Origin of the sequence: Pseudoalteromonas sp. MB47, assembly GCF_011319765.1 — a bacterium.
Lineage (GTDB): Bacteria > Pseudomonadota > Gammaproteobacteria > Enterobacterales > Alteromonadaceae > Pseudoalteromonas > Pseudoalteromonas simplex.
Genome location: NZ_VFBD01000029.1, coordinates 73,443 through 88,885 on the forward strand (window position 1 = coordinate 73,443; position 15,443 = coordinate 88,885).

General features: G+C 41.8%; 17 protein-coding genes. 1 reads left to right on the forward strand and 16 read right to left on the reverse strand.

The genetic code is table 11. From position 1 onward, the window contains the following. Positions 1–4: 4 nt before the first annotated feature. The 12 genes from cheD to IMPJCBKJ_RS16710 form a co-directional block, all read right to left on the reverse strand. Positions 5–622 carry a chemoreceptor glutamine deamidase CheD gene (cheD, locus tag IMPJCBKJ_RS16655; protein WP_054554441.1) on the reverse strand — a complete coding sequence of 206 codons (618 nt, stop codon included), beginning with the start codon at positions 620–622 and terminating at the stop codon, positions 5–7. Continuing rightward, a complete protein-coding gene (locus tag IMPJCBKJ_RS16660) occupies positions 619–1,437 on the reverse strand; it encodes a protein-glutamate O-methyltransferase CheR (RefSeq protein WP_054554442.1) in 819 nt (272 codons plus the stop codon). The genes cheD and IMPJCBKJ_RS16660 overlap by 4 nt, the downstream gene beginning before the upstream one ends. Before the next feature lie 64 nt (positions 1,438–1,501). Further along, the gene (locus tag IMPJCBKJ_RS16665) at positions 1,502–3,829 is read right to left on the reverse strand and encodes a methyl-accepting chemotaxis protein (protein WP_166341133.1); all 2,328 of its coding nucleotides are present in this window, start codon (positions 3,827–3,829) and stop codon (positions 1,502–1,504) included. A 29-nt stretch (positions 3,830–3,858) separates the two neighbouring features. Continuing rightward, positions 3,859–4,344: a chemotaxis protein CheW gene (locus IMPJCBKJ_RS16670; protein WP_054554444.1), complete on the reverse strand. Its 486-nt coding sequence runs from the start codon at positions 4,342–4,344 to the stop codon at positions 3,859–3,861. After that, positions 4,341–6,422, reverse strand: a complete 2,082-nt coding sequence (locus IMPJCBKJ_RS16675) for a chemotaxis protein CheA (RefSeq protein ID WP_166341135.1) — start codon at positions 6,420–6,422, stop codon at positions 4,341–4,343. The genes IMPJCBKJ_RS16670 and IMPJCBKJ_RS16675 overlap by 4 nt, the downstream gene beginning before the upstream one ends. Positions 6,423–6,437: 15 nt before the next feature. Continuing rightward, positions 6,438–6,800, reverse strand: coding sequence for a response regulator (locus tag IMPJCBKJ_RS16680; protein WP_054554446.1), 363 nt, complete (start codon positions 6,798–6,800; stop codon positions 6,438–6,440). 9 nt (positions 6,801–6,809) lie between these two features. Next, positions 6,810–7,082 carry an STAS domain-containing protein gene (locus tag IMPJCBKJ_RS16685; protein ID WP_054554447.1) on the reverse strand — a complete coding sequence of 91 codons (273 nt, stop codon included), beginning with the start codon at positions 7,080–7,082 and terminating at the stop codon, positions 6,810–6,812. Positions 7,083–7,246: 164 nt separating this feature from the next. Continuing rightward, entirely contained in the window at positions 7,247–7,864 is a 618-nt protein-coding gene (locus tag IMPJCBKJ_RS16690) for an SCO family protein (RefSeq protein ID WP_166341137.1), read from the reverse strand. Next, the gene (gene cyoE, locus IMPJCBKJ_RS16695) at positions 7,861–8,769 is read right to left on the reverse strand and encodes a heme o synthase (protein ID WP_054554449.1); all 909 of its coding nucleotides are present in this window, start codon (positions 8,767–8,769) and stop codon (positions 7,861–7,863) included. Before cyoE ends, IMPJCBKJ_RS16690 begins: the two co-directional genes overlap by 4 nt. Positions 8,770–8,778: 9 nt before the next feature. Next, positions 8,779–9,768, reverse strand: a complete 990-nt coding sequence (locus IMPJCBKJ_RS16700) for a COX15/CtaA family protein (RefSeq protein WP_054554450.1) — start codon at positions 9,766–9,768, stop codon at positions 8,779–8,781. A gap of 20 nt (positions 9,769–9,788) precedes the next feature. Further along, positions 9,789–10,283 (reverse strand): transmembrane cytochrome oxidase associated protein, encoded by a 495-nt coding sequence (locus IMPJCBKJ_RS16705; protein ID WP_166341139.1) that lies wholly within the window; start codon positions 10,281–10,283, stop codon positions 9,789–9,791. After that, positions 10,264–11,013: an SURF1 family protein gene (locus tag IMPJCBKJ_RS16710; RefSeq protein ID WP_166341141.1), complete on the reverse strand. Its 750-nt coding sequence runs from the start codon at positions 11,011–11,013 to the stop codon at positions 10,264–10,266. The genes IMPJCBKJ_RS16705 and IMPJCBKJ_RS16710 overlap by 20 nt, the downstream gene beginning before the upstream one ends. A gap of 14 nt (positions 11,014–11,027) precedes the next feature. On the opposite strand from IMPJCBKJ_RS16710, the gene IMPJCBKJ_RS20885 reads away from it, so the two are divergent. Continuing rightward, positions 11,028–11,339 (forward strand): DUF2909 domain-containing protein, encoded by a 312-nt coding sequence (locus IMPJCBKJ_RS20885; RefSeq protein ID WP_082389325.1) that lies wholly within the window; start codon positions 11,028–11,030, stop codon positions 11,337–11,339. Here IMPJCBKJ_RS20885 and IMPJCBKJ_RS16720 read toward each other — a convergent pair. Genes IMPJCBKJ_RS16720 through coxB form a run of 4 tightly spaced genes read right to left on the reverse strand, consistent with a single transcriptional unit; the run spans position 11,239 to position 15,419 of the window. After that, positions 11,239–12,114, reverse strand: coding sequence for a cytochrome c oxidase subunit 3 (locus IMPJCBKJ_RS16720; RefSeq protein WP_055020536.1), 876 nt, complete (start codon positions 12,112–12,114; stop codon positions 11,239–11,241). The two genes, IMPJCBKJ_RS20885 and IMPJCBKJ_RS16720, sit on opposite strands and share 101 nt — an antisense overlap. Positions 12,115–12,151: 37 nt before the next feature. Then, the gene (locus IMPJCBKJ_RS16725) at positions 12,152–12,682 is read right to left on the reverse strand and encodes a cytochrome c oxidase assembly protein (RefSeq protein ID WP_054554454.1); all 531 of its coding nucleotides are present in this window, start codon (positions 12,680–12,682) and stop codon (positions 12,152–12,154) included. Next, positions 12,682–14,277: a cytochrome c oxidase subunit I gene (ctaD, locus tag IMPJCBKJ_RS16730; RefSeq protein WP_054554455.1), complete on the reverse strand. Its 1,596-nt coding sequence runs from the start codon at positions 14,275–14,277 to the stop codon at positions 12,682–12,684. Before ctaD ends, IMPJCBKJ_RS16725 begins: the two co-directional genes overlap by 1 nt. Continuing rightward, entirely contained in the window at positions 14,277–15,419 is a 1,143-nt protein-coding gene (gene coxB, locus IMPJCBKJ_RS16735; RefSeq protein ID WP_054554456.1) for a cytochrome c oxidase subunit II, read from the reverse strand. The genes ctaD and coxB overlap by 1 nt, the downstream gene beginning before the upstream one ends. Between the last annotated feature and the right edge of the window lie 24 nt (positions 15,420–15,443).

The following is a 15,443-nucleotide window of genomic DNA, read 5'->3' on the forward strand; positions in this document are numbered from 1 at the left end:
TCTCCTAAAATAATTCAATATCCGTTTCTGCATCTTGCTGTTCGATATCGTGTAGGTATTTGATTTCACGTTTTTCGAGCTTATCTGAATGCAGTTCACGCATTTTTTTTACTTGGGCTTTACCTGTTTGAGGATCAAACATCACCTTTCGGGGCCAAGGCCCACCGACATCATGAGATACTAAATCTAAACCTTCCTCAAGTATATAAGCATTTGCAAAACGAATGTTGCCAACACCAATATCAGTCATTGAGCGGATTATTTTCCCTCCGCCAAACAGTTTTACTTTGAGATTGCGCCTAGAAGCACCGTTTTTAAGGATTTCATTGATCAGATATTCCATTGCCCAGTTACCGTAACGACAATTAAGACTATGAGCATTACTAGGATCGACTCCTTTTTCTACAGGCAACATAAAGTGATTCATGCCGCCAATTCCTAGGCCTTCATCATAAATACATGCTGCAATACATGAACCAAGCACTGTCGTGATCAATTCATCAGTTTTAGAGACATAAAACTCGCCAGGTAATACCTTAGCAATTACCTTCCCACGACGATTATCCCAAAACCGTTTCACATGCTCAAAGCCAGATATAACAGGCCGGAAGTGGCTATTCATGATCCGCCCCTTTGGTAAATAGTCTGGCCTAAGTTTTTAAATTCCTTATGATCCTTCCCTAATGTCTCTGAATGCCCTAAAAATAAGTAACCAGTGTTAGTCAGTAAGTCGTGATAGCGTTTAAAAAGTTCGTCTTTGGTTGGCTTATCGAAATAGATAACAACATTACGACAAAAAATTACATCAAACGGTCCTTTCATAGGCCAGCTCTGTAATAAGTTTAGACGCTTAAAAAAAATGTTCTTTTGTAGTTCAGGCTTTACTTTATAAAGCTCTCCATCGTGGCTTTTCAAAAACCAGCGCTTAAGATGGCTTTTGTCTAGTCCATTCACATTTGCTGCGGTATAGGTGCCAGCCTGCGCTTTTGCGAGTACATTTGAGTCTAAATCGGTGGCTAAAATTTTCACATCCCAATCGGGTGGAAATAAACCATGCAATGTCATAGCAATCGTATAAGGCTCTTCGCCAGTGGAACAGCCAGCTGACCAGACCCTTACCCGCTTTTGTTTTGCATTACCAACCAATAGTTTTGGCACTATAGTATTTTTCAGGTAATTAAAGTGATGGGGCTCACGAAAAAAAGAAGTCAGATTAGTGGTTATAGCATTAATAAATTCACTGAACTCTTGCTCTTTATTCTCATCAAGAAAACCTAAGTACTCCCTAAAACTCTTTAGCTTGTGATGGCGGATACGTCTTGCTAAACGCGAGTAAACCATTTCACGTTTATGCTCCGCCAATACAATGCCACACGCATCGTACACCTGAGAAGAAATAGCCTTGAAATCATTATCCGTTAATAAAAACTCTTTCATGTGTTTGACCCTGCAGCTGTAACAGTCGGTGCAATTAACTTATTAGAATAAAGTCGGGAAGAGTTTAAAACTCTTCCCACTCGTCACTGGGATCAACAAAATTGTTGCCTTTTGGTGCCGAGCGCACTGTCGAACTAGGCTGTTTAACTGCTGGCGCTGAACTAGCGCTGTTTGAAATATCAACTTCGTTATTTGATAACGAGAAGAAGTTTAACAAGCGGCGCATATCATTTGCTTGTTCAGCCATTGATTCGCCCGCAGCTGATGCTTCTTCAACTAAAGCTGCATTTTGTTGAGTCATTTCATCCATTTGAGCGATGGCTTTATTAACTTGCTCAATGCCAGAGCTTTGCTCTTCTGATGCTTGGGCAATATCAGAGATCATTGCCGTAACTCTTTGTACTGCTGTTACTATTTCTTGCAATGTTGAACCTGATTCATTAACAAGTAATGTACCATCTTCAACTTTGCCAACACTGTCTCGGATTAATTCTTTGATTTCTTTTGCTGCGGCGGCTGAACGCTGTGCTAAGTTACGGACCTCACCAGCAACAACAGCGAAACCTCGGCCTTGCTCACCTGCTCGTGCAGCTTCGACTGCAGCATTCAACGCAAGTAGGTTTGTTTGGAAAGCTATTTCATCAATCACACTAATGATGTCAGCAATTTTCTTACTCGATTCATTAATTGCCGACATGCTGGTTACGGCGCGATTGACAACTTCACCACCTTTTTGCGCTTTTGTACGCGTTTCTTCCGCAAGTTCATTCACTTCTTTTGCATTATCAGCATTTTGACGAACCGTACTGGTCATTTCTTCCATGCTTGATGCTGTTTCTTCAAGTGATGAAGCTTGCTCTTCAGTCCGTTGACTTAAATCTGCATTACCTTGCGAAATTTCTTCTGCACCACTGGCAACGAGCGTTGCAGAGGTATTAATGCGATTAATCACTTCAGTAAGCTTATCAGCTGTGGCATTTGCATCACGTTTTAACTTATCGAATGAACCTTGGTACTCTTGTTCTATTCGTTTTGATAAATCACCATTTGCCATGGCATCAAGCATATTGCCCGTGTCTTTTACTGCATCATCGACGATACTAACTAGGCTATTCAAGCCCTGCGCTAGACGTAAGAAGAATCCTTGTTTGCCCGCTTCTTCAACACGCGCTTCTAAATCACCATTCCCGGCAGCAGCAACAAGGCCTGCAATTTCTTTTTCAATCGCCACTTCAGCTGTTCTATCTTCCCACTCTACAACCGTACCAATTCGTTCGTTTTCTGGCGTCAAGATAGGGTTTGCAACTAATCCAAATGTTCGACCACCAACATATATTTCAGTGCTATATGTGCTACTCAACTTCGCCAGCATATTGCGCTGATGTGCTGGGTTTTTATGGAACACATCAATATTTTGACCAATGAGGTTACTACTGTTGAAATTAGGTAAGTCTTTACGTAAATCACTTTCAGCTGCTTTCATCATATTTAAAACAGCTTCGTTCATGTAAATAATATTATTGCCGGCGTCTGCAATCATGGTATTGGTTGCCACACGGTCTAACGCGCGTCGAACACGAAGATTCTCTTCTGCTTCACGTTTTTCAGCTTCCGCTTTTGCCACGCTATCAGTGATATCTTGCCATTCAACAATTGTTCCTAGGCGACTTCCAGATACACTGAGCCACGGCGTTGCTATTAAACTAAATATTAAATCCGCAATTTTAAGCGTTGTTTTAAAAGGCTCGGTCAAGGTTCTTAGTACTTCACGCTGATGAGATGGTTGCTTATGAAAGTCATCAACACAGGTGCCAACTAAGCTATCAACCGAGAAGTTTGGCAGCACCTCTTTTAAAGCTTCTTCACGAAACTTAAGCATTTTTTGTACTTGGTCGTTAACAAAAATAATTTCTAGGTCATTATTAGCAATCATCACATTGGCTTGGCAGACCCGAAGCGCGTTTGACAGATCTGCATCACGCTTAGATTTTTTTTCTAGCTCTTTTTGCGCTGTAATATCACTAGCAAACTTAATAACTTTAACGACATTGCCATTACTATCAATAATTGGGTTATAGGTAGCTTGAATCCAAATTTCTTTACCATTTTTGGCAAACCGCTTGAATTCATCTGACATAAATTCACCTGTGCGCAAGCGCTGCCAGAACTGTTGGTATTCAGGACTTTGAGTTTCTTGGTCATCAACAAAAATTGCGTGATGTTGCCCTTGAATTTCTTCAAGTCGGTAACCCATGGCATTCAAAAAATTAGCATTCGCAGTGATTATGTTTCCACTTGGTTCGAACTCAATAACTGCCAGCGATTTGTTCAGTGCTGCAACAACTAAATCATTATTTGACTCAACGTTTTTAGGACTACTAAACCATCCCATACCCTTCACCTTCTTGTTAATCTACCCAATTAAATGTCCATTGTTTTTTGTAGGTCTAGTAACGCGACCATCTTTTCACCCACATTGACTAAACCCGCAACAAATTGAGTGTTGTCTGAGTCAGACAAATGTGGCACCGCTTTCGCTTCATGCTCTGCAATGCTATAGACATCCGACACGGCATCAACCACGATACCCATAATTTTACATGTGCTCTCTAGTTTAACTTTCAGTACAATAACGACAGTTAACGGTCCATAAGTGACAGCGGGCAAGCCAAAGCGCAGCCGTAAATCAATAATAGGAACTATAGTGCCGCGCAAATTTATAACGCCTTTAACAAAGTCAGGTGAGTTTGGAATTTCAGTAATTTCTTCCCAACTACGAATTTCCTGTACCGTAAGAATATCTACACCGTACTCTTCATCAGCCATGAAAAAGGTTAAAAACTGTTTAATATCTTCGTCTTGCCCGATATTCAGCTTACTTTGTAGGTCATCGTGCTCAACAATCATGACGCCTCCAAATTAGCTTTAGATTCAATAATTAACTCTTGGCTTCCTGGCTTCCTTAAGCCTGATAATTTAATTAAGCCGCTGATATCTATAATTAAAGATACTCTGCCATCTCCTAAAATTGTCGCTCCTGATACACCATCAACTTTTTGATAATTCGCCTCTAAACTTTTAATAACCACTTGTTGCTGTGATAATAAATCATCAACCAACAAACCAACTTTTTGATTATCGCTCTCAACAACAACCAACAAAGTTCTATCAAGCGTTTCTATCGCACCTTTGTGATTAAAAATATTGTAAAGCCTTAAAATTGGGATGTACTCATCTCTCAAACGAAGTACATCTAAATCTTTACCGACGCGACTGACTTTGCTGATATCAATTTGTAGTGACTCAATAATAGAAATGAGTGGAATAATGTATGTATGCTGGGCAACTTTAACCAATTGACCATCCAAAATAGCTAGAGTAAGAGGTAACCGGATGGTGAAGGTTGAACCGACACCTGGCGCTGAAGCCACCTCAACCGAGCCACTGAGCGCTTCGATATTACGCCTAACCACGTCCATACCAACACCGCGGCCAGATAAGTCACTCACTTGATCCGCTGTCGAAAAGCCAGGTAAAAAGATAAGCTCATTAATTTCGTTATCGTTTAAATCGTCACTTTCAGAGATCAAGCCATTTTTTATCGCCTTTTCTCTGATCTTTTGCGTGTTGAGCCCCTGACCATCATCCATAATTTCGATAACAATATTACCGCCTTGATGAAATGCATTAAGCGTCACAGTGCCAACAGGGTCTTTGCCCGCAGCAACACGCTTATCAACTGTCTCTAAGCCATGATCTAAGGAGTTTCTCACTAGATGCACCATAGGATCAGAAAGCTTCTCCATCACCGTTTTGTCTAGTTCTGTTTGTTCACCAAGCAATTTAAGCTCAACTTGTTTATCCAACTTTTGCGAGATATCACGAACTAACCGAGGGAAGCGACTAAATACAAAGCTTATTGGTAACATACGAATACGCATGACATTTTCTTGTAAGTCACGAGTATTATGTGCCAGTTGCGCTAAGCCCTCTTGTAACGAGGCGATGGTTGCTTCGGTTATTTCTTGCTCACCTAACTGGCTTAACATCGCTTGAGTAATAACTAACTCACCCACCATGTTGATCAATGAATCAACTTTGTCGATACCAACCCTGATTGAGGTTGACTCTGCATTGGCTGTGGTCGCTTTAACGGGTACTGGTTTTTTCGTATCAGTAGTTGGTTTAACTGGAATAGGCTCGACTTCTTTCTTTTGTTCGACAACTGCTGTAGCCGTTTCAGTCGTTGTAATTTCTTCATCACCAAACAAGCCACCGCACAATGTGATAGCAATGTCAGCGTCATCCTCAACCCACTCAAAAATTTCTTCTATGCAACTTTGCTCTTTGTCTGTGGTTAAGAAAAAACGCCATGATAAGAAACAGTCTTCGGGGGCAAGGTTAGTAATATCGGGGACATCATCTTGAAAGGCTTGTGTTTCTAGCTCACCCAACTCAGCAAGTTCACTGATCATGTACAATGGTTCATTGCCAGTTTTAAATAAATGATGATGGGGTTTGAAGTCAATTTGAAAGGTATTTTTTATGTTAGTTTCGTTACTAACTGTCTGCTGCTGAACAACTTTGCTCTTAGAGCGCATGCCCAGAATTTCTTCAAATTTAACCCGTAACTCATCAGCCTCTGTTAAGTCTGGCTGCTGCTCCGCTTGCAATGTTCTTAACAACGCTCTTAAGCAATCAACCGACTTGAGAAGGAGATTAACGTGTTCTGCGGTTAAGGTACGAGAGCCTTCACGGATTTGATCTAACAAAGTCTCAAGTACATGAGTAAAGTCAGCAACGGCGCTGAAACCAAAGGTACCACTGCCTCCTTTTATTGAGTGTGCAGCACGGAAAATTGTATTTATCGTTTCCAAGTCTTCTTCGCCTGGCACCAAGTTCAATAACTCGGCTTCCATTGCATCAAGACCTTCGAAGCTTTCTTCAAAGAAAACCTCAAAAAATTGGCTTAGATCTATACTCATGCCCCGCTCCTATTATTAGCGAATCACTTTTTTTAATACCGCTAACAATTGCTCAGGATTAAATGGTTTAACAATCCACCCTGTTGCTCCAGCAGCTTTACCTTCTGTTTTTTTATCAAGCCCTGACTCTGTGGTCAGCATTAGTAGTGGTGTAAATTTATAATTAGGTAAGCTACGCAGCTCGCGAATAAGAGTAATGCCATCCATGACAGGCATATTCACATCAGAAATAACCGCATCAAAACCTTGTTGCTTAGCGATATTTAGTGCTTCGCTACCATCTTTTGCTTCTGTTACATCGAAGCCTGCTTTTTTTAGTGTAAAGCTGACCATTTGGCGCATTGATGCAGAATCATCGACAGCTAGAATTCTCTTCATAAAAACCTCTTAATTGGCATTTTCAAGCACAAGATAATGGCTTAAACCCAAACTAGTAATTGCTTGTTGCAAAGGCTTGCTTTCACCAACCCATATGATTTTGTGTTGTACTGAAAGCAAATGTTTTTGCAGCGCACATAAAAGCTGAATTGACGCCGTATCAGCTCGTGTCACTTCACTAATATCAAGACAAATATCGTCATTCGCAGACAATTCTTGTAGCAAATCTTGATGGAGTGTTTCGACCTGAGTAATGGCTAATTCAATAGGGAGCTTTAACATTATTTGAATCTTCCCTGCTTAAAACAATTCATAATAAAAGCTTAGACTGACTAAACGAAATTGCCATAAATTGCTTTAAAAAATAGTAAATTTTTTTAGTAGCTTAGCGAGTTATGGCAAAAAATGTATTTACTATTGTTAGCTAATATCGCAAGGCAAATGCTTTATTCTGCATAATAGTCTGCTATTAACTTAAACTCCTCCGTTAACTTGCTAGCATCTACTAATGGCACATTACCTTGCTTAAATTGTGGTTTAAAAATAGCTCTAACAGAGCCTGTAGGATCAACTAAAACAACTGATGCACTATGATCAACTGCGTATTCTTGCTGATCGCTATCGTTAATTGCGTAAATTAAGCCTAACTCTCTTACAAATGGAAAAAGTTGTTTATGCGGACCTGAAACAGCAAGAAAGTTAGGATTAAAGTAATCAATATAAGCTTTACGCTTTTCAGTTGTGTCACGCTTTGGATCAACAGCAACAAACCATACTTGTACTTTGTAATCTTGACTTAACTGTTTTTGAATCGCGGTTAGTTTTGCCAGTGTCATTGGACAAATATCTGGGCAACTGGTGTAACCTAGAAAGACCAAATTCCAATGATCCATAAATTGGCTGTTATCTGCAGGCGCACCATGTTGATCAATTAATAAAAAAGGACTAATCGGTTTCGCTTGCTCATAAACCAGCGCTTCCACCTCAGGGACGCTATTATTTTTTTCACATCCAGCAATAAATAACACCAAGCCCATAAATAATAAAGCGACTATTCGCGTCATAAAACTAACCATTTATCAATAAATAAGACAATAAAGAGTAGCATTAAATGCACAATTGAAAAACGAAATAAGTCCATTGCAGTATCATCTTTAGGTGCTATTTTCAGCTTCAGCGCCTTATAAATGAAAACAGCATTTAGTATGCTCGCCCCAAGCAAATAAATTAGCCCTGACATACCAATTAAGTAAGGCAGTACACACACTAACGCGAGTAAAATGCTGTAAGCCACTACACATGTTTTACAAAATTCAATACCGTGAGTAACTGGCAGCATCGGAATTTTTGCCCGCTCGTAATCACTTTTACGTGCAATCGCTAATGCCCAAAAATGTGGTGGGGTCCAGGTAAATATAATCATCACCAATAACCATGGTGCAGCAGCCATATGGCCAGTTTCAGATACCCATCCTAACAGCGGTGGCATAGCTCCAGCCAAACCACCAATAACAATATTTTGCGGTGTGGCACGCTTTAAAAATGAAGTGTAAATAAAGGCATAGCCAACAAGCGCAAACAAAGTAAGAATGGCTGTAAGTGTATTCGCCCAAATCACAAGCATCATAAAACCTATTACGCCAATCACTCCAGCAAAGCTCAAAGCGTGCTGTTTACTGAGTCGACCTTTTGCCACAGGGCGATGGCGCGTACGTGCCATTTTACTGTCGATTTCACTATCAACAACATGATTGATCACAGCAGCTGCGGCCGACAGCAAGCCAATGCCTAGCAAGCTTGCAAGTTGCACAAATACTCCTCGCCCAACATCAGGAGCTAATGCCAGACCAACCCATGCTGTGAGTACAAGCATGGCAACCACTTTAAATTTACTTATAGCTAAGTAATCTTTAAGTAACTCTGAGCTTTGAATAAATAATGATTTTTCTGAGCTTAGTAATAATGCCATCACAGCCTCCTAGGTTCTTATTTTTAAGTGGAAGCATAGTCTTACCATGCTAAGCAGTAACAATGCGGCCATTAGGTTGTGCGCAAGCGCAACACTTAATGGAAAGTGCCAGTGCACAACAGCTAGACCTAAACAGATTTGGCACAACAAAGCGATTAATACAGTGACGGTACAGTGCTTAATTTTTCGTGAGTAACAGCGTGAATATATGCGCCACATGATCAGCGCTAACACTACACAAGTAACCAGCGCCCAAATACGATGCAGCAAATGAATAGACATACGCGCTTGCTGCGATAGCACACCATATTCATAGGTACTGTGCTCGAGCGGTAATTGAAAAACGCTCTTCAAAGAAAACGGTTGTCCGTAGCTACACAGCGGTAAGCCATTGCAATGTGGAGCTGCATAATTCGCCGCAAGCCAGCCACCCAATGCAATTTGCAGTATAAGCACCACCAAGCCCACCAGCGCTAACCGGTAATATGGCTTTGCGCCGCTATCACTGCTAGCAACAGGTTCGGTCTTTAAACGTAGATACAATAAAAACAGCAACGACAAAATACTAAAACCGCCGAGCAAATGCCCCATTACAACTAAAGGTTGTAGGTTCATAGTGACAGTCCACATGCCCAATACGGCTTGGAATACCACCAGTAATAATAGTGCTAATGGCAGCTTAACCGGCATATTTGGATATTGACGTTTTAAAAATGCAAAAACAAACAAAGCTAAAATTAATAGCCCAAGGGCACCGGCAAAATAGCGGTGGATCATTTCTTTCCATGCTTTTGCAGCCTCAAACATCATATCAGGGTAGTTTTGCTCAACATGTAACAGAGCAGTTTCATGTTTTGGCACGGTTAAAAATCCATAGCACCCAGGCCAGTCAGGACAGCCAAGCCCAGCATCACTCAGCCGTGTATAAGCACCAAGCCCAACAACTAAGATAGAGAAGAAAACCGTAATTAAGACTAAATATTTATAATTTTTATACATCTTTATCCCCTTAATGAGGTTTAACTTGAACGCGCATAGTTAAGTAGTTTCTTTAAGTCTTTAAGTAAGCCTTTTTGAATCAGTCTGTTTTGTTCTGGCTCAGCCGTGTAGGGGTAATGCAAAACCACTAAGCCCATGTGATCAACTAAATATAGGTCTCCCGCTTTGAGTGCAGGACTTACTGCTAATTGACGCCAATTTGCCGATACCTGCTGTTGATTTGTCAGTACCGCCACATCCACTTTTTGCTGATTTTTACCTAAAGCGACATATAGGTTATCTAGACTGGCTAATTGGTTTGCACAAACATCAGTGCACTCTTTTGGATAATTAAGCGCAATAGTCCATTGTTTAGGTTCGCCTTGTTGCCAATCAACTAGCTTCACTTCTTCACTTAAAAGCTCACCATGATTACTCGAACCACTCGGTAACCACTCAAGCTTTAATGCTGCATATGCAAGTGCCAACGGCACAAAACAGCATAAAACGAATAAACTAAGCGGGTTTATTTTCATAACCTCTCCTTCTCATCGCAAAATAAGCAATAACAACACACGCTAAGCCGATTAATAACCACTGCACGGCATAGGCGTAATGTTTATCTGGCCCCATCACGACACTCTGGTAATGCGGGGTTGCAATACCATCTGCTTCATTGCGATAACCAATAAAGCCTTGTAAGGGCTTTGCTAATTGAGCACTAAAAATTGCTAAGTCGATGCCTTGAATACGCTTAGGCCAGCCTTGCTCTGCACCAATCTCATCGGCAAGTGTGAAGCCTTGTAAGTTGCCTTGTTTCAATTGCACAGTAGCCGTAAAGCTTGTTGATTCTGGCCACACAACGGTTGGCAACTGGCTACGGTTTGTTGGAGCTTTTAGCCAACCAAAGTTAACGATTAAAGGCGCGGTTTCACCGGTAATTGTCATCGCTACTAGTAAGTCATAGCCCACTTGCCCCTGATAAATTTGATTATCAAGCAGCCAGTACTGTTGTTTATTTACCTCGCCAGAGACTTTGACTTGCATGCCCGTTTTGTTCAGCTCTTTAGGTAAATTTTGCAGCTCTTGCCAATTCAAAACTCCTTGCTCTTTCGAAACGGCTAACTGGCTTAGTTGCTGCTGTTTTTGCTCGCCTCGCTGGTATTGCCAAACGCTGAGTCGTAAACAAATAAGCACTGCAAGTATCACAACGCAAATTGCGATAATTGAGCTAAGCTTTTGTTTGCGCCATAAAATTAACTGCATTTGGAATACCTAATATGATTAAAATCATTATTGTTTTGTTATTACTTTATATTCTGTTCAACCTGTTTAGAGCGCTGTTTGTGATGATGTCAGCAAAAGAGCACTCTAAACCCATGTCGCATTATTTAGGTCGTCGAGTGCTGTTCTCAGGTATTGTGCTGGTGCTCATCATTGCCGCAATGAAATTAGGCTTTATTCACACCAACCCGTCGCCGCTTCACAAAGCTACAGCACGTACACAAATACAAATAAACACAACCACACCACATCAACAAAGTGCCAATACCAAGCAGCTGCTTGAAAGGCAAAATGCTTTTCACTCGTGAAGTGGCCTTTAAAAATTCTGAGCAGCACCACAAATAAAATAATGGTTCCAAGTGTCACGTGCATACCGTGAAAGCCCGTTAACAAGAAAAAGGTATTCCCATAAACGCCCGCATCTAAGGTCAAACCTAGATCTTGATAAGCATGCATATACTCATAAACTTGTAAGCCAAGGAAAATCACACCTAATAGCACGGTTAAAGATAAAAACACCTTCAGGGCGCCGCGCTTGTTGTTTTCAATAGCAACATGAGCAAAGTGAATTGTGACCGACGAGGTAAGTAGAATAAGCGTGTTGATCAATGGTAGACCTTGCCAGCCCATAGCCTGTGTGGTCTCGCCCGCTGGCGTAGTTAATAGCGGCCATACGGCTTCAAAGGTTGGCCAGAGCACTTCATTGGTCATAGCGTTATTACCAGCGCCACCGAGCCAAGGCACCGAAATCATACGTGCGTAAAAGAGAGCGCCAAAAAACGCCATAAAGAACATAACCTCAGAGAATATGAACCAGCTCATACCTTGTCTGAAGGAGCGGTCCATTTGTGCTGAGTAAAGCCCTTTATGAGACTCTTCAATAACGTTTCTAAACCAGCTAAAAACCATATAAACTAATATGGCAATGCCTAGATACAACACATACTGGCCACTACTGCCCTCACCACTTACTTGCATCACAGTTAAACCAGCACCAACAGCAATTAAAAACATCGCGATGGCACCAACTATTGGCCAAGGACTCTCGGCTGGAACATAGTATTTTTCATAATTTTGATTCATTTTGTTTGCTCCCAATTAGCAATTAGCTTGGCGGCTTTTAATCGTTTTTAGCCACAACATGCCCGCTAATATCAAACACGGTATACGACAACGTCAGTTCCTCAACATCGTCGGGTAACTCAGTATCAACATAAAACAACAAGGTAAACTCCATTTCTTCACCGGCTTTCATTGGCTGCTGATCAAAGCAAAAACAGGCGATTTTATGTAAGTACTTTGCTGCTTTACCCGGTGATACTGATGGAATTGCTTGCATGACTTTGTCTTCATTACTGGTGTTTTTCGCTGAGAATTTAACTTCACGCATGGCACCAGGTTGTACTGCCACACTGTATTGCTCAGACTGCACCTTAAATGGCGCGCCGCTTTGAGCGTGAGTGGTAAAGCTGACATCAACTTGACGCTGTGTATTTATTGATTCACTCGCGCTCGCTTTTTCTAATGATGGCTTACCATTCAACCCTGTAACGTCGCAAAACACGTCGTAAAGCGGCACCATTGCAAAAGCAAAAGCAAACATGAGCAAGCATGTAATCAGCAGTTTTTTTAGCAAAGGTGCATGGTTCATTACTTAATCTCCGGCGGTGTTTCAAAGGTATGATAAGGTGCTGGAGAATCGACTTCCCACTCTAAACCTTCAGCTCCATCCCATACTTTGGCAGGTGCTTTTTCGCCCCCTCTGGCACATTTAAATACCACCAACACAAACAACAGTTGCGATAAGCCAAATGCAAAACCACCAATACTGATAATGGCGTTAAAGTCAGCGAATTGCAGTGCATAGTCAGGAATACGACGCGGCATACCGGCAAGGCCAACAAAGTGCATAGGGAAGAACAACACGTTGACACTGATTAGCGATAACCAAAAATGCCATTTCGCCAGCGTTTCGTTGTACATGTTGCCAGTCCATTTCGGTAACCAGTAGTAGGCCCCCGCCATAATTGAGAACACAGCTCCTGTCACAAGCACATAATGGAAATGAGCCACCACAAAATAGGTATCGTGATACTGAAAATCTGCCGGTGTAATCGCAAGCATCAAGCCAGAGAAACCACCTAAGGTGAATAACACAATAAAGGCGATGGCAAACATCATCGGAATTTCGAAGCTAATTGAACCGCGCCACATGGTGGCTACCCAGTTAAACACTTTAACGCCCGTTGGTACCGAAATGAGCATGGTGGCGTACATGAAAAACAACTCGCCTGCTACAGGCATCCCTGTGGTAAACATATGATGTGCCCAAACGATAAAACTTAGCAGCGCAATCGATGAAGTTGCATACACCATAGACGCATAGCCAAATAGCTTTTTGCGCGAGAAGGTAGGTACGATAGTCGATATAATGCCAAAGGCTGGTAAAATCATGATGTACACTTCAGGGTGACCGAAGAACCAGAAAATGTGCTGGAACATCACAGGGTCGCCCCCTCCGGCTGCATCAAAAAAGCTGGTTGCAAAGTATTTATCGGTCAACACCATAGTGACCGCCCCTGCTAGAACAGGCATAACAGCAATTAACAAAAATGCAGTGATTAACCATGTCCAAACAAATAGCGGTAGCTTCATCCACGTCATACCTGGTGCTCTTAAGTTGACGATGGTCACGATAACGTTAATCGCCCCCATAATTGAGCTGATACCCATGATATGTACGGCAAACACAAAAAGTGCAGTGTTATCGTTGCTGTAAGTTGTTGATAGTGGTGCGTAGAAAGTCCAACCAAACGCAGGACCACCACCAGGCATGAGTAACGAAGCCAACAGGATTAAAAATGCGAACGGCAATATCCAAAAGCTCCAGTTATTCATACGTGGTAAGGCCATATCTGGTGCGCCTATCATCATAGGTACCATCCAGTTTGCAAGCCCAGTGAACGCGGGCATAACGGCACCAAACACCATGATCAAGCCATGTACGGTAGTCATTTGATTAAAAAAGTGCGGATCGACTAACTGTAATCCAGGCTGAAACAGTTCAGCGCGGATCACCATTGCCATTGCTCCGCCAATTAAAAACATGGTGAGTGAAAAAATCAGGTATAAACTCCCGATGTCTTTATGATTGGTGGTGTAAAGCCAACGCTTAAAACCTTTAGCTGGGTGATGATGGTCGTGATGCGCATGCCCTGTTGCTTGCTCGTTAATAACATTACTCATTAGTTCGCCTCCGCTGCTGCATCAATCGCGGCTTGAATTTGACTCGGTTGGATAACATCGCCGGTATCATTACCCCACGCGTTTCGCTTATAAGTAATAACCGCAGCAAGTTGCTTAATTGAAAGCTGTTTATCAAACGCTTGCATTGCTGTACCAGGCTTACCGTGTAACACAATGTCTATGTGATCTTTTACATCACCTAATACAATCGGGCTGCCTTTAAGTGCTGGAAATACGCCAGGTAGGCCCATACCGGTAGGTTGGTGACATGCAGCACAGCTTGCCATATACACTTGCTCACCTAAGACCATAAGCTCTTCTTTCGGTAATGTTTGATCAAGCAAAGCAGCATCTGCTGCGGCCGCATTGGCTTTTTCTTGCTTGGCATCTGCAAGCCAATTAGCAAATTCATCTTCAGGTAAGGCTTTCACCACAACAGGCATAAAGCCATGATCTTTACCGCATAACTCAGCACATTGACCACGGTATACTCCGGGTTCGTTAATACGTGTCCACGCTTCATTAATAAACCCAGGATTTGCATCCTTTTTAACCGCAAAATCAGGCACCCACCATGAATGAATTACATCGTCTGAGGTCATTAAAAAGCGAACTTTCTTATTGATAGGAAGTACTAGCGGTTTATCTACTTCAAGCAAATAATGCTCAGTTTTCTCTGCTTGGTTGTCTATTTGGTCTTTAGGAGTAGATAGAATCGAGTAATAAGCAATGTCTTCGCCCATGTACTCGTAATGCCACTTCCACTGTGAGCCGGTCACTTTAATGGTGATATCGGCTTTAGAGGCATCTTCCATGGCAATTAAGGTTTTTGTGGCAGGCACAGCCATGGCGATTAAGATGACAAATGGAATGGCAGTCCAAAGTATTTCAACTTTTGTACTTTCATGAAATTGGGCAGGCTTGGCCCCTTTGGATTTACGGTGGTGTATTAAAGCCCAAAACATCACCGCAAATACGATGATGCCGATTACACAGCAGATAATAAATATCGTCATGTGTAACTCATAAACATTATTACTTATATCGGTCACCCCTTTACGCATATTGTATTGGCTGTTCGCCAATGCAAGTTCAGGAAGTGCAACCAATATAAGCCACAAGGCGTAACGCAGTTTACCCATGTGACGGCTCCTTTAGATGCTATT

Excerpts from the sequence above, each read along its gene's own strand:
- cheD (WP_054554441.1), bottom strand. The coding sequence starts at position 622 with ATGAATAGCCACTTCCGGCCTGTTATATCTGGCTTTGAGCATGTGAAA.
- IMPJCBKJ_RS16660 (WP_054554442.1), bottom strand. The coding sequence starts at position 1,437 with ATGAAAGAGTTTTTATTAACGGATAATGATTTCAAGGCTATTTCTTCT.
- IMPJCBKJ_RS16665 (WP_166341133.1), bottom strand. The coding sequence starts at position 3,829 with ATGGGATGGTTTAGTAGTCCTAAAAACGTTGAGTCAAATAATGATTTA.
- IMPJCBKJ_RS16670 (WP_054554444.1), bottom strand. The coding sequence starts at position 4,344 with ATGATTGTTGAGCACGATGACCTACAAAGTAAGCTGAATATCGGGCAA.
- IMPJCBKJ_RS16675 (WP_166341135.1), bottom strand. The coding sequence starts at position 6,422 with ATGAGTATAGATCTAAGCCAATTTTTTGAGGTTTTCTTTGAAGAAAGC.
- IMPJCBKJ_RS16680 (WP_054554446.1), bottom strand. The coding sequence starts at position 6,800 with ATGAAGAGAATTCTAGCTGTCGATGATTCTGCATCAATGCGCCAAATG.
- IMPJCBKJ_RS16685 (WP_054554447.1), bottom strand. The coding sequence starts at position 7,082 with ATGTTAAAGCTCCCTATTGAATTAGCCATTACTCAGGTCGAAACACTC.
- IMPJCBKJ_RS16690 (WP_166341137.1), bottom strand. The coding sequence starts at position 7,864 with ATGACGCGAATAGTCGCTTTATTATTTATGGGCTTGGTGTTATTTATT.
- cyoE (WP_054554449.1), bottom strand. The coding sequence starts at position 8,769 with ATGGCATTATTACTAAGCTCAGAAAAATCATTATTTATTCAAAGCTCA.
- IMPJCBKJ_RS16700 (WP_054554450.1), bottom strand. The coding sequence starts at position 9,768 with ATGTATAAAAATTATAAATATTTAGTCTTAATTACGGTTTTCTTCTCT.
- IMPJCBKJ_RS16705 (WP_166341139.1), bottom strand. The coding sequence starts at position 10,283 with ATGAAAATAAACCCGCTTAGTTTATTCGTTTTATGCTGTTTTGTGCCG.
- IMPJCBKJ_RS16710 (WP_166341141.1), bottom strand. The coding sequence starts at position 11,013 with ATGCAGTTAATTTTATGGCGCAAACAAAAGCTTAGCTCAATTATCGCA.
- IMPJCBKJ_RS20885 (WP_082389325.1), top strand. The coding sequence starts at position 11,028 with ATGATTAAAATCATTATTGTTTTGTTATTACTTTATATTCTGTTCAAC.
- IMPJCBKJ_RS16720 (WP_055020536.1), bottom strand. The coding sequence starts at position 12,114 with ATGAATCAAAATTATGAAAAATACTATGTTCCAGCCGAGAGTCCTTGG.
- IMPJCBKJ_RS16725 (WP_054554454.1), bottom strand. The coding sequence starts at position 12,682 with ATGAACCATGCACCTTTGCTAAAAAAACTGCTGATTACATGCTTGCTC.
- ctaD (WP_054554455.1), bottom strand. The coding sequence starts at position 14,277 with ATGAGTAATGTTATTAACGAGCAAGCAACAGGGCATGCGCATCACGAC.
- coxB (WP_054554456.1), bottom strand. The coding sequence starts at position 15,419 with ATGGGTAAACTGCGTTACGCCTTGTGGCTTATATTGGTTGCACTTCCT.